Origin of the sequence: Ruminococcus bicirculans (ex Wegman et al. 2014) (genome assembly GCF_000723465.1) — a bacterium.
GTDB lineage: Bacteria > Bacillota > Clostridia > Oscillospirales > Ruminococcaceae > Hominimerdicola > Hominimerdicola aceti.
The window spans coordinates 78,261-92,451 of record NZ_HF545616.1; the positions used below are offsets into that span (position 1 = coordinate 78,261).

The 14,191-nt window shown below is 42.5% G+C and carries 11 protein-coding genes; 8 read left to right on the forward strand and 3 right to left on the reverse strand.

Going from position 1 to position 14,191, the window contains the following annotated elements:
• Positions 1-9: 9 nt before the first annotated feature.
• The 3 genes from RBI_RS00340 to RBI_RS00350 all read left to right on the forward strand — a co-directional run bounded on the left by RBI_RS00340 (position 10) and on the right by RBI_RS00350 (position 3,774).
• A complete protein-coding gene (locus RBI_RS00340) occupies positions 10-1,734 on the forward strand; it encodes a GldG family protein (protein WP_038670222.1) in 1,725 nt (574 codons plus the stop codon).
• A gap of 19 nt (positions 1,735-1,753) precedes the next feature.
• Positions 1,754-3,259: a DUF4340 domain-containing protein gene (locus RBI_RS00345; protein WP_038670223.1), complete on the forward strand. Its 1,506-nt coding sequence runs from the start codon at positions 1,754-1,756 to the stop codon at positions 3,257-3,259.
• A gap of 233 nt (positions 3,260-3,492) precedes the next feature.
• Entirely contained in the window at positions 3,493-3,774 is a 282-nt protein-coding gene (locus RBI_RS00350; RefSeq protein ID WP_038670225.1) for a hypothetical protein, read from the forward strand.
• Between the two features lie 64 nt (positions 3,775-3,838).
• Here the strand turns inward: RBI_RS00350 and RBI_RS00355 are convergent, their stop codons facing one another.
• On the reverse strand, positions 3,839-4,399 hold the full coding sequence (locus tag RBI_RS00355) for a hypothetical protein (protein ID WP_038670226.1): 561 nt from the start codon (positions 4,397-4,399) through the stop codon (positions 3,839-3,841).
• Between the two features lie 16 nt (positions 4,400-4,415).
• Entirely contained in the window at positions 4,416-5,441 is a 1,026-nt protein-coding gene (locus tag RBI_RS00360; protein ID WP_038670228.1) for a hypothetical protein, read from the reverse strand.
• A 344-nt stretch (positions 5,442-5,785) separates the two neighbouring features.
• Here RBI_RS00360 and RBI_RS00365 point away from each other — a divergent pair, with 344 nt between their 5' ends.
• Both RBI_RS00365 and RBI_RS00370 read left to right on the forward strand, forming a co-directional pair.
• Positions 5,786-8,194 carry a GH36-type glycosyl hydrolase domain-containing protein gene (locus tag RBI_RS00365; protein WP_038670230.1) on the forward strand — a complete coding sequence of 803 codons (2,409 nt, stop codon included), beginning with the start codon at positions 5,786-5,788 and terminating at the stop codon, positions 8,192-8,194.
• Between the two features lie 196 nt (positions 8,195-8,390).
• Positions 8,391-8,915, forward strand: coding sequence for a hypothetical protein (locus RBI_RS00370; protein ID WP_022287202.1), 525 nt, complete (start codon positions 8,391-8,393; stop codon positions 8,913-8,915).
• A 247-nt stretch (positions 8,916-9,162) separates the two neighbouring features.
• Here RBI_RS00370 and RBI_RS00375 read toward each other — a convergent pair whose 3' ends face one another.
• Complete coding sequence (locus RBI_RS00375; protein ID WP_038670232.1) at positions 9,163-10,473, reverse strand: SGNH/GDSL hydrolase family protein; 1,311 nt, start codon at positions 10,471-10,473, stop codon at positions 9,163-9,165.
• 305 nt (positions 10,474-10,778) lie between these two features.
• Between RBI_RS00375 and RBI_RS00380 the strand changes: the two genes are divergently transcribed.
• The 3 genes from RBI_RS00380 (at position 10,779) to RBI_RS00390 (ending at position 13,970) form a co-directional block, all read left to right on the forward strand.
• Complete coding sequence (locus RBI_RS00380) at positions 10,779-11,003, forward strand: hypothetical protein (RefSeq protein WP_038670234.1); 225 nt, start codon at positions 10,779-10,781, stop codon at positions 11,001-11,003.
• 248 nt (positions 11,004-11,251) lie between these two features.
• Positions 11,252-11,950, forward strand: coding sequence for a hypothetical protein (locus RBI_RS00385; RefSeq protein ID WP_038670236.1), 699 nt, complete (start codon positions 11,252-11,254; stop codon positions 11,948-11,950).
• Between the two features lie 148 nt (positions 11,951-12,098).
• Complete coding sequence (locus RBI_RS00390; RefSeq protein WP_038670237.1) at positions 12,099-13,970, forward strand: diguanylate cyclase domain-containing protein; 1,872 nt, start codon at positions 12,099-12,101, stop codon at positions 13,968-13,970.
• Positions 13,971-14,191 lie beyond the last annotated feature (221 nt).

The window sequence follows — 14,191 nt, forward strand, 5'->3', positions numbered from 1 at the left end:
GCTGTTTAAATGGAAGAGAATAATAACGAAAAGATCTCTGTATCAGGAGCAGACCTGCTTAAAGACGTTGTAGCAGACGAAAAGGCAGCAAAGACCGCTCCAAAGGATACAGAAAAGGATAAAAAAGATAAAGACAAAAAGAAAGATAAAAAAGAGAAAAAGACAAAGGACGGCAAAAAGTTCAATGCCAAAAAGCTCAAGCATGGAACAATGGCAACAGTGTTCACCTGCGTTTTTGTCGCTCTGCTTGTCCTAGTGAATGTTGTCACAACAATGCTTTTTGACAGATATCCTATCACTATCGACCTGACAAGCAATAAGATATATTCAGTTTCAAACGATACAGAGGATTATGTAAAGAAAGTGAACGTTGACGTTCAGGTAACTATTTTCGCAGACGAGAATACTTATACAAATTACAGCTCTTATAATAAGCAGGCTGTTGAGCTTTTGAAAAACTATTGTAAGCTCAATCACCATATCACATATCGTTTCGTTGATATCGACTCACACCCTGAGATCGTTAAGGAGTATACCGATACTATCAGCCAGTTCGATATGATATTTGAAACAAAAACAAAGGTTGACGGCAAAGAGATAAGCCGAACAAGAAAGCTCGGTATGCTCGACCTTCTTACATTCACAGACGAGTTTGAGCAGAAGCTGTCACAGTCAGGCTACAGCATAGATACCCTTGCCCAGCAGGCAGGCGGCGACCTTTCTTTCCTGTCCTATTACGGCAGCTATGTTGAGTCCTCAAACGCAGAGCAGGCTTTCACTTCTGCACTTATGACAGTAACAGACCCTAACCCTGTCTATGTTACTGTCCTCACAGGCAGAAGCGAGCTTACACAGCTCACATATTTCCAGACGCTTCTTACAGCTAACGGCTATAACGTGAACACAGTGGATATAACCTCCGAGGATATCCCTGCCGATACAGACGTTGTGGTTATCCCTGCTCCTAAGACTGACTATCTGGAGGAGGATATCAAAAAGGTCAGCGACTTCCTCAATAATGACGGAAATCTTGGCAAACAGCTCCTCTATATCGCTTCTTATGGTCAGGAGGACACCCCAAATCTTGATGAGTTCCTGTCAGAGTATGGACTTTCTGTCGGCAAGGGCGTTATCTGCGAAAGCGATTCAGGCAAGTATTATAACTCACCTTGCGTAACAGTTGCGTCAGATGTGTCCGATAACTTCACTCAGGACGTTTCTACAGATAAACCGGCTATCCTTTCAGCACTCTGCCGTCCTGTAAACACACTCTTTGACGAGCAGGATATGGTGTCTACAGACGCCTACCTCAAGTCCTCAGATTCTGCCTATACCGCAAATGTTGATATATCACAGACCACAGGTCAGGTGAATATAGGCGATGCTCTGGTAAAGGGTCAGCAGAATTATATGGCTGTCGGCTCAAAGGCAAAATTTACAGACGATAACAAAACTCTCTATAGCAATGTTATCGCAGTAGGTTCAGAGGGTATGCTGTCTGATACCTACTTGCAGTATTCACAGTATCAGAACAGCGAGTATTTCATAAGCGTTATAAACGGCCTTACCGGAAAGACCGCAGGTATCACTATCACACCAAAAACTATCACAGGCAATGTTTTCGACATCACTCAGCAGCAGAAAACAGTTCTTAAATGGACATTCTGCCTTGGCGTACCTGTTGTAGTTCTTATAGTGGGTATCGTTATCTGGGCAAGAAGAAAGAATAAGTAAAACACAGAGGTAATCACAAATGAATGGTAAATTGCAGGGTATCATTATCTGCGGAGTCACAGCCGCTTGTCTGGTGGGAGTAATGGCGTTTCTCAACTCCACCTCAGGCAAATCAGACGCAGACTCCAGCTCATCGTCAACAGCGGCAGTTTCAAGTCAGGACGAGAGCGTTGTTATCCTTACAAAGTCAAGCGACGATATAACAAGCGTAAAGGTTTCAAACGAACATGGCGAGTATTCCGTTAATAAGTCCGAGTCAGGTAAATCCACATGGAGCATACCTGAGCTTGGCACTCTCAATGCAAATGCCACCGCAGAAGCTTCCATGATATCGAATCTTGACGGCTTCAAGGCGAAAAAGCTCGTTGAAGAAAACGTTGAGGATATGTCAAAATACGGTCTTGATAAGCCCACAGCAGATCTCACAGTTGAATACAGCGACGGCACTGCCACTACCCTTCATGTAGGCTCTGTTTCACCAAGCAACGAAAGATACAGCTATGTGAGCCTTGACGATGAAAAGACCGTCTATATGGTAATGGGAACAAAGCTTTCATACTATACAGATCCAGTGACCGCATATGCGAACCTCACTTTGCTCACAAAGCCGTCTGACGACGATTGGCCTGACTATGGCAAGGAAACAGTTACAAGAAAAGATCTGGACTATGAAATGGCGTTTGAAAATAACCCGAACGAGATAGAGGGACTTTCAGGTCAGGTAATGACAGAGCCTATCTTCTCATACCTGAACATCACAAATTCTTCAGCAACTACCCATGGTATGTGGGGACTTACAGCACAGAGCTGTGAGGTCATCGCACCTGATGAAACTGCAATGAAGGAGCATGGACTTTCCGACCCGTTCGCAACAGTAAGACTCTCGGGAGACGGCTATGACTATACTCTTAAAATAGGCGACCCTGTCTATGCTACCGCAGGCGACAGCAGTGAAACAACAGATACAGTGTCTGCATATTATTGCTACTTTGAGGGCGTAAAGGGCGTTGACGCTATATACCTCGTTTCAGCTGATAACCTCCCATGGGCAACGATCAAAGCAGAGGACGTTATCACAAGCCTTATGACTTCAAACTACCTTGTTGACCTTAAGAACGTTGAGGTAGTCTATAATGGTAAAAAGACCGTTTATGAGGTGGAAAGCTCAGGCGCAAGCACGGATACAGATTCTGACGGCAAAACTACCGCACAGGTAACAAAGGTCACAACAGACGGCAAGGAGCTTGACGTTGACAACTTTAAGACCTTCTATCAGTATCTTATGGGTTGTCCGACAAATGAGATTTACTTCACAGACCCTGAGGGCGAAAGCTATCTGACTATAACATTCGACCGCAAGGACGGCAAAAAGGACGTTATGGAGATTTATAAGGATTCTTCAAGACGTTCTGTAGTCAAGCTAAATGGTGAAACCTCATTCAGAATACAGTCAACTTGGGTAGATACGTTCGTTGCAAATATGGACAGACTTCTTAAAGGCGAGGCTGTGGACGATAACTATTAAAACGCATATCCCATGCTAAGCATATGATCTGACGGGCAAACGTAGTTCGCCCCTACGGATATGTTTCGACAGCTTTCACAAAGAATATGTGATACAATATGTATCCCACATAAAGCAAGGCTGAAAACCTGCGCAAAAAAGTTGTCAAAAGCTCTTTTAATTATGAGAAAAGTATGGTATAATAAAATAGTAAACAAAAAGAGAAATATATTATGAGAAAGGCGGAGAGATAAATGGCAGAAGAAAAGAAAGCTTTTTTCACCTATAAGGGCGTTCCACTGGTGAGAAAAGGGAATAATATCTATTTTGGAAATATGTATGACGAGTTCGTAGTCATGATAGAAATACTTTCTACAGAAAAGGTCGGCGGTATCGACGTTGCAAATAAGGTAAGAATAAGAAAAGTTGCAACAGACAGCACACTGCCTCCGAATAAGCAGATAGTTAAGGTAGCAGAAAAATCAAGCCTCTATGAAGCACTTGATTTTGCCTGCGCATGGCTCAAGGTATCATAAAAACATAATAGAAACGACCGGCGTGTATCACGAAGATACACGCCGGTTTTGTATGTGTTGTATGCTATTCAACATTAGGTCTTGTTATAAGGGGCATTATTTCATCTATCATTTCCTTTGGCAAATTGTAATCCTGAAATTCGCCTGTATCATCTTTTATGCTAAAATTGCATATTTTATTTTCAGAGTGCATACCGTCTGAGGTGTCCCACGAATACTGTGAAACATCGATAACACAAATGCTCTCATACGCATCACTTGATTCATCCTTTTCGAGAGAGATTCCATAAGAGTCTGCGCCACCGTATTCTAAGCCGTCAATGTAAGGATAATCCTTGCATACCGATTTAGCATTCTCTATCCATGCAGTTATCTTGTGGATAGTGTCCTTGTCTGTTATCTCATATGGCTCTTCTCCATACCAGTGATGAATATAATATGCCGAAATTTCAGCATTTTCATCAACCTTTGATGATGAAGTTGTGGTAGTTGTCATTGTTGTAGAAGCTGTTGTCACAACTGTACTGCTGTCATTGACCTTGCTTTTGTTATCATTGTCTGTTGTCTGTGAGCATGAGCAAAGAAGCAGTGAGAGCGCTAAAACCAAATAAACTGTCTTTTTCATGTTTTGTCACCTACCCTTAAATGTAAACACAGTCGTCCTGATATGTGTAATGAATCCGTATATCATTTTTTCCATACCCATCGTTAACAATAAAATATTTATCAACTAATTTATTATTATTATCGAAGCATTGAACAATGCCATATGTTAGTACCCAATGATTTTTATCATTTTTTCCGCCATAATTCGGATGCTTTATAATAAGTAATATGGTTGGAGAATTTGACGTGAGTATCCTGTAAAAACAAAATCCCCATGAATCACCGCCATAGTAAGCATCAGGCGATGAAGTAAAACTACATATTTTATCCTTTTTTGCGTTACTAAGTCCATTTATTATTCCATTTCGGCTTGTTTCTCTCGGAATATAATTGTTAAGGGTGTTGAAAAGACTTCTGGGATTATTAGAATAAGAATCGCTCAAACAATTGTTGTCTTTGTAGTCATCAATATAGCATAAGTTGATAACAGCTGCTAACGCCCCACATTGATTAGATGTGTTGTAGTTTAGTTTTCTAGGTGTTCCAGATACTTTTGAAACTGCTGTGCGAAATCCTGAATTAGCCCTGGAAGCACTTGAACTCATAAAATTAGTTGATGAAAGTTTTATGCTCTCATTAGTAAAACTCTCGGTAACTTCGTTGAATTGCTCGTCTGTTAAAATCTCACCTGTTCGCAAATTTTTGTAATCAGTGCTTGTTTTAGTCAAGTATTCAAGTGGACCAGCATAATATAAATCGCCTTGTAAGTCGCTATATGGAGATGATGATGTAGGACTATACTCTATTGTATTTCCTGACAAATCATATATCACATATCCCGACTCCATTTCAGCGCAGAAAGCAATGGTTCCTTCATCTGCTCCATGTAAGTTGTGAATTTTAACCACTTGTCCCATGTTTTCAGCGCTGGTTAAATCTGAAACAGAAGTTGGTAATGTAAGAACCTCCTGGTTATCAAGAGCAAACGTTGCGATTGAACTTTGTGAGAAAATCACAACACAAGCAGAAACCATAGCTAAAACTCTTCCTTTAATGTTCATAATGGTAAACCTCCTATAATTTATTATATACACAATATACCATATTTTCGGCACTGCTGTCAATATCCAATATATATAAATAATTATCAGTTATTAGTGCGTTTTGGACAATGACAAAAAGCATGACGATTTTCAATCGTTTAAGTTTCAAAAGTCAACAATCCCGAAAAAGTTTTTTGAAAATACGCCCATTTTTTTGTCTTTACCCCCTTGTAAACGTATTAGAAGTATGCTAAAATAATATAAGCGTTATGAATAATGACGGGATCTATGAGGGAAACGTTTACGCCATTTTGGTGAAACGTTTACAACTTTAAAATATTGAAAAGGAGCGTATAAAAAATATGCAGTATGGTTATTTTGACCTTGAACACAAGGAATACGTCATCACAAGACCTGACACACCTGCACCTTGGGCTAACTATCTCGGCTCACCAGAGTACGGTGCTATCGTATCCAACAACGGCGGCGGATACAGCTTTGTAAAGAGCGGTGCTAACGGAAGAATAATCCGTTACCGTTTCAACTCAAATATCGGTCTTCCTGGCAGATATATCTACATCAGAGATAACGACGCCAAGGATTATTGGTCATGCACATGGCAGCCTGTAGGCAAGCCTCTCGATCAGTATAAGACAGAGTGCCACCACGGTACAGCTTATACAACTATCAAGTCTGACTATGCAGATATCCACTCCGAGCTTACATATTATGTTCCTCTGAACAAAACATATGAGGTATGGAGAACTAAGATCACAAATAACTCTGACAGATACAGAAACCTTTCAACATTCGGCTTTGTAGAGTTCACAAATGAGAACAACTACGAGCAGGATCAGGTAAACCTCCAGTATACACTGTTCATCACAAGAACAAGCTTTGAGGGCAACAAGATCGTTCAGCACATCAATGAGAACAGCGGTAAGGACGAGAACGGCTCTAACTGGAGAGAAAGATTTTTCGGCGTAGTTGGCGCTCCTGTTTCCGCTTATAACGGTAATCTGGACAGCTTTATCGGCTCTTACAGAACATACGGCAACCCTGTTGCAGTTGAAAGAGGCTTCTGCGATAACAAGCTCAACTATAACTCCAACGCTTGCGGCGCTCTTCAGTCTGACATTATCCTTGCTCCTGGCGAGACAAAGGAGATAATCTATGTCGTTGGTCAGAAGAATCCAAAGGTAGCAGACGAGATACTCGCTGCATATAACGAGCCTGGCAAGGTAGACGCTGAGGTAAAGGAGCTTATCGCTTATTGGCATGGTCAGCTCAATAACTTCCAGATCGAAACTCCTTCTGACGAGTTCAATAACATGGTAAACGTATGGAACGCTTATCAGTGCTTCATCACATTTATCTGGTCAAGAGCTGCGTCATTCATCTATTGCGGTCTGAGAAACGGCTATGGCTATAGAGATACAGTTCAGGATATCCAGGGTATTATCCATATCAATCCTGAGCTTGCTGCTGAAAAGATCAGATTTATGATCTCTGCACAGGTAGATAACGGCGGCGGACTTCCACTTGTTAAGTTCGACCACAAGGCAGGCCATGAAACTTGCCCGGACGAGAACGATGAGAACTCTATCTACGCTAAGGAAACAGGCCACCCATGCTATAGAGCAGACGACGCTCTCTGGCTCTTCCCAACAGTTAATAAGTATATCGGCGAGAGCGGAAACAAGGCGTTCCTCGATGAAGTTATCGTATACGCAAACGGCGGCGAAGATACAGTTTACGAGCATCTTAAGAGAGCTATCAACTTCTCAATGGAAAGACTTGGCGCTCATACAATGCCAGCAGGTCTTTATGCTGACTGGAACGACTGCCTGAGACTTGGTAAGAAGGGCGAGTCAACATTCGTTGCATTCCAGCTCTACTATGCAATGAGCATCATCAAGGGCTATGCTCTTGACAGAGGCGATAATGAGTACGCTGCTTATATCGATAAGGTACAGCCTGAACTCGGCAAGAGCCTTGAAGCTTGCTGGGACGAGGATAGATTCATCAGAGGCTACAGAGAGAACGGCGAGATCGTTGGCGCTAAGAAGGATCCAGAGGCTTCAATGTGGCTCAACCCACAGTCTTGGTCAGTTATCTCAGGCTTCGCATCTGATAAGCAGGCTGAAACTGCTATGGAAAAGGTACACGAGATACTCAATACTCCATTTGGCGTAAAGATCATGGAGCCACCTTATGTAGATCATTACTTTGACGGTGCTCTCATGCACATCTTTAACCCTGATACAAAGGAGAACGGTGGTATCTTCTCACAGACACAGGGCTGGGCTATCCTTGCAGAGTCACTTCTCGGTCACGGCGACAGAGCATTCGAGTATTTCCTCGAGTCTTCACCTGCTAACATGAACGATAAGGCAGAAGTAAGAATACTTGAGCCATACGTTCACGGTCAGTTTACAGAGTCAACACGTTCACCATATGCAGGACGTTCACACGTTCATTGGCTGACAGGTACAGGCTCAACAGTAATGGTAGGCTGCGTAGAGGGTATCTGCGGTATGAGACCAAACGCAGAGGGACTTGTAATAAGCCCATCTATCCCACACACATGGGACGGCTTCAAGATCGAAAAGAACTTCCGTGGCAAGCACCTTTCTATCGACATTCAGAACCCAGACCACGTTCAGAGCGGCGTAAAGTCTATGACAGTCAACGGCGAAGCAGTTGAAGGCAACTTCGTATGCGAGTGCAAGATGACAGAGCAGACAAACATCGTTGTTGTTCTTGGATAATTGCTTTAATGCTTAAAACAATATAAAACTATCGGCAGCAGACGCTATCATGTGCCTGCTGCCGATTTTTTTGACGATTTTTAATAATATTTAGATTTATTTAGTAAATTGTACAAAACATAAACAAGTAATATGTTAAAATTGTCAATTGTGGTAATTATCCAATTCGAGTATAATTATTACAGGAGGCGATATTATGAACAAAACGAAATATAAAATATTATTTATTTTCACCTTGTCAGGAATAGCTGTAATGACAGCCTGCGGAAATACCACAGAAAGCAGTGCCGCCCCAACGCCTGCAAACAGCTCTGTTGTGCTCGGTGAAAGCACTGAACAAAGTGAAGCTTCGGTGGACAATGATAGTATCACAGAACTTGATTTCAGCAATATAAATGGCTTTGGTGTGTCCGCCGAGTATGGCGATCCATATGCAAAGGGGAAAAACTGGGATATAACAGATGAAACGGCTATAACAGAATTTCGCCAGCTCCTCAACGAAAGTTTAAGCTATGCGGTCGATGAAAATACAGCAAAAAATGGAATGCTTTCAAAGGGTACTGCTCAGTGGAAAGTATCAGACGGTAAAGAATATAGCATAATTGTCAGACAAACAACGGCAGATGCGTATAACGTAAAGATAAATAAGTGTTATTACAACGTGCCTGAAGATCTGATAAATAAGCTTTCGGATATTATCACAGAACAAAAAGAAAACTAATATGCAAAAAAACTCCCGACAGTCGGAAAACCTGTCGGGAGAAGTCTTATTAAGGGGATCAATAAGTTATCGCTGTGTTTGTTTCTTTCAGCATATTTATTATATCATATCTATTTTCGTTTTTGTTAAGCTGGCTGCTTAGTTTTCACTAAATATTTTGTGTCCTATTTAATTCATATAACATAAATGAAAACAAAACTTTGGCGGATACGAACTCTCGTATCCGCCAAAATATTATTATAGATCCTTATGAAATAAGCCAGTTAAGTATCTGGAAGTTAGGCTTTGCGTCATCAACGACAGTTACCTCAACAGTGTGAGTAGCCACCTCGTCAGATGAGTATATCTGCTGTGCCTTAGCATAGTTGCCCCAGCCGCTTGTGAAGTCAGCGTTGATAGTCGCAACGTCCTCGCCATCGACCTTTACAGCAGCCACGCCGGACTTGCCGTCAACTGTCATGTAGTATATCATACCAATGTTCTTTGCAGTTATCTCAAACTTGATAGTGCCGCCTGTTGTTGTTCCCCAACCATCTGTGAACTTCTGGAACGTTGTAACATCTGTGAATGTTCCCTCGTCAGTTGTCTTTACAATGTCCTCTGTCTGACGGCTTCCGATAGTAGCGTCAGCGAATACATCGCCCGTCGGTGCAACAGTGCTTGTGTCAAATGCCTTCGCTTCCTTGTCAACGCTGTCAATATTGTCCTTTATGTTGCCAACGAATTTTGTGAGCAGTGAAGCCATTATAATGTGTCCGTCATCATTAGGGTGAACGTTGTCAGGTGAAATGTCAGCCCATGTGAAGTTGCCAGCCTCTATCTCAGGCATAACAGCGTCATGATAAGATATCATAGGAATGTTGTAAGCCTGTGCTACCTTGAGATGTGCAGCCTGTGGAGATGTACCCCCCTCAGTTGAAGGCTCAAGTATCATAACTGCAGGATTGTTGTCCTGCTCAAGACACATTCTTACAAGGCTGTCCATGCAGGACTCATAAAATTCATCATCAGCGTCATTGATAAACTCAATAACGATAATGTCAGGCTTAGCCTCCAAAGCGTCACGCTGTGCCCTGTGAACACCTATGTATGAGTCAGTTGCACCGATACCGGCATTAGTAACATCAACGTAGAAGCTTATGTTTTCCTCCCACCAGCTCTTGAACTGGTTTACATACTGATTAGTTGAGGAGTTAGCACCCGAACCTGCCGTGATAGAGTCGCCGATGAAACAGATCTTTGTTGTCTCCTTAGGATTTTGCAGAGCGTAGTCGAGCTTAGCCGCAAGACGGGAAGTGTCGCCCTCGTTGATAACGCTTCTGGCGATCATGTTCTCAGTAGCACCATTTTTAACATCTATCTTTTCCGTAGATGCAGGGTATTCAGCAAGAAGCTTGTCTGAAACACTTTCGGTATCAGCCGCACTTGAATCGGAAGCCTGAGAGTTTGCCGCAGCGGAGTTTGAGTCAGCAGCAGAAGAGCTGTTTGAATCACCGCAGCTTGTGAGAGCAGCACTTGTCATGCAAAGAGCAAGAGCCGCCGCAAGGAATTTCTTCATAGTAATAAGGTCCTTTCATATCTTGATTTTGCCAAATGGCTGTATATATTAACAAATATATTATACAACAAAAAGCAAATTAATGCAATAGGCATAAAACGATTACATTTGAATAAATCATGGGCGAGGCTAAATGAGGAGCGAAGTTAAGTGAGGAGTGAGGAATGAGAAATGAGAAATGAGGAATGAGGAATGAGCATAGCAGACCAAAGTAAATTGCAAGCATAAAGTAAAATAAAGCACCGAGCGAAGCGAGCAAAAGGTCCAGGGACACGTCCCTGGTCAGGGTCAAGGGGTGAAACCCATTGTGGGTACAGGGCAAAGCCCTGTCGGAGTTTGAGGCAGAGCCTCATTCGGCGCAAGCCGACAAGGTGCAGATTGTAGTATCAAAAGCAGATAGAAATATGATATCAGATGAAAGTGATATCGGAGAATTAAATCTGCACCGCCTTTCTAGCCCTAAGCGCAATGTAGATACGCAAAGAGCGGAGCGATTTTGCGGAGAAATAAATTATCCCGAATATCTGTAGGGGTGAACAGTGTTCGCCTGTGTTCTGAAATTATGCAATTTCAGCATTGTAGGGGCTGGCGCCCTCGACAGCCCGCTCGAAGGAGTGAGGTTTGTATTTTTTTCACAAGCCATGCAGGGGGACAAAGGCTGTCGAGGGGTCGGGACGTCGAGGGCGCCGCTCCCCTACATGGTTTGTGCTAACACCCCCAGAAACCATTTGACAATCCCCTCCCCCCATGCTATAATAAATTCAGGAGGTGACATAACATGGAAATGTTTGATCTGAGAGCCGACTATAAAACACTGCCTGACGAAACTCTTCGCAGGCATTTCCGCAGGCTTATAAAAAGGCAGCGGCGATTTGCAGCTTTTACCTTTGCGTTGCTTATTCCTGCGGCTATAATATACGGAATGATGGGATGGGCGAATTATTTTGCGGCGGAAAGTGCGATGTTCGCATTTTTTGATGTAAGCTCAAATGCCTTTTTTAACTATGTGGCGTTTGCCGCAAGCGGAGCTTTGCTTGTGGCGGATACTGTTAAATTGATAGCCGCCTCCCCTGCTGTTATGATACTGTATATGGGTCTGAAAATCGGACTTTTCGACAGCGTGTCAGGCGATACTTTCGTTATGCTCGCCTACCTTATAGTAGCCGCTGTCATCACCGCAAAAACTGTGTCTGACCTTAATTTCATGCGTAAACTCCCCAACTTTCCCTTCGACGGCAGAAAAGAGCGTATAGACTTCGAGGGGCTTACCCGTGATAAAATGACCGAAAACCTGCAAAAATTGCTTGATAACCAAAAGGGCGATAAGGTCATAACTAACGATTATGAGGATATCTTTACAAGCGATAAACCACAGGATATCGCCAGCCCTCCCGAAAATACCGACGAGTATCTCCAACAGCATAAAATGTCTTATCAGCGTGTAAGGTCATGGAACGATGTGAGCAGACTGGATTAACAGCCTGCTCCTTTTCTTTAATTATTTAATCAAGCGTGCGAAACTATGTCTTAATTTCTTAAAAATTGTCCGATTTTCTCTTGATTTATTCATTAAATCATGTTATAATAACACTGTGTTTGAATTTATAGGAAAGGAGCTGTGCTGTATGATCGGTAACATCAAAATAATTGCTGTCTGTATGTGTAAAGTCTATGATGAGCGTAATTATAGAATCATACGGGCTCTTAATAATTTTGCTGTTGAAAACGATTACAGACTGTTTGTATATCACACCTGCTCAGACCTTTATTGGAAGACTCTGTCTGAAAAAGGCGAGCAGTCTGTGTTTGATCTTATTGATTATAATATAACAGATGCCGTCGTGACCTTTGAAGAGGGTGTGTATGCTGAGAATGTAATGACAAAAATCAGAATGGACGCCGCCAAATATGGTAAGCCTGTCATATCAGTTGGCGTAGAGCATGACGATTGTATAAGCATCAAATTCGGCTATGCAAAAGGCTTTGAACAAGTGGTTCGCCATGTGATAGAACAGCATGGTGTAAGAGATATAGGCTTTATCGCAGGCAGAAAAGACGAAGAAAATTCAGAAGAGCGTATAGCAGTTTTCAGAAAGCTACTCGAGGAGTATGATATCCCATTCAGAAATGATGTCTTTTATTACGGTGACTATTGGTCTGTTCCTGCTTTGAAAGCAGTGGACGATATGATAGAAAAAAATAAAGTCCCAAGAGCAATCATCTGTGCAAACGATATGATGGCTATAGCCGCAGGGGCTGAGTTTCAAAGAAGGGGCTATAAGATCCCGGAGGATATTATCGTAACAGGCTTTGACGGCTCAGAAGAAGCTAATTTTTGCACTCCTATGCTTACAACAAGCGGCTGTAGCTATGATGATACCGCTAAAACCATCATTGATGTTATAAGTAAAGCTTTGGCTGGTGAAAAGCCCGAAAAGATATATACAGTAGACTATGATCTGTCCGTTGAAAATTCCTGCGGATGTAAACCATCAGTCGAGCAGATAAATACAGGGGAGTATATCAGAATACTCCGAGACAGAATGAACCGCTATCAGGACGAGGAGCGTGTCCTCTATGAGCTTGCAGTGAATATCATGAATTGCGAAACTCCTAAGACTCTTGCCACACTGCTGAAAGAGTATGCTTTTGGCGATATGGCTGTTGTGGTGAATGGTGATTTCTTTGACGAACGTAAAGACCCTCGTGTAAGCAATAGAGAACCGCTTTTTAGCGATAAAATGATACTTTTGCGGAGCCGTGCCGTGGAAGATAGAGATATCCCACAGCCTTTTGACCGCACCAACATCATTCCCGATATAGAGAATATAATGGACTATAAAGTCCCCCTCATATTTTCAGCACTTGCCCATATCGGCGTACCACTTGGCTATGCCTGCTTCTATTTTCCTGTGCAGCTCAGCGAGTATTTTAAAATACCACTCTATGTAAATTCCCTGAATACCGCCTTGGGCAGCTTCCGAAGCGTCACCTATCAGAAGTATATGACAAAGCATATCGAAGAAATGTACCGTCACGATATGCTCACAGGGCTTTATAACCGTACTGGCTTTTATAACGCCCTTGAAACTCTCCCACGAAGAAACGACCAGCTTGCACTTGTAGTCTCAGTGGACGTTGACGGACTTAAATACATAAACGATAATTTCGGCCACGAGGCAGGCGACTATGCAATAAGAGCCGCCGCAAACGCTATCGACAGCGTGAGCATAGAGAATAAGGTCTGCGGAAGATTTGGCGGAGATGAGCTTGCTCTTTTTGCTATAGTTGATACAGACCTTGCCGAGCAGGTCAAGGAGGAGATAAAGGATAAAATGGCAGAGCTGAACAGGCGAAGCGGGAAATCCTATGTCCTCTCAGTAAGCGTGGGCGCAGCCGTTGCTCCGGTGGAAAACTTCTGGTTTGACGATGTTATGCACATCGCCGATAAATATATGTATGAGGATAAAAGACTTAAACCTCATAACAGAATATGATCTGTAATGGGTCTGAAAAAACTTAGAGGACGGATAAAACCGTCCTTTTAGCTTGTTGAAAAAGTCTGAAACAAGTGGGACGTCGAGGGCGCCGTCCCCTACAAATGGCGAAAATACGCTGTTTGTATGTAGGGGCGAACAGCGTTCGCCCGTTATTTGAGTGTTTTTCGACAGGCTTAGAGGACGGATAAAAGCGTCCTTTTTTTGTTTTTGCACAAGTT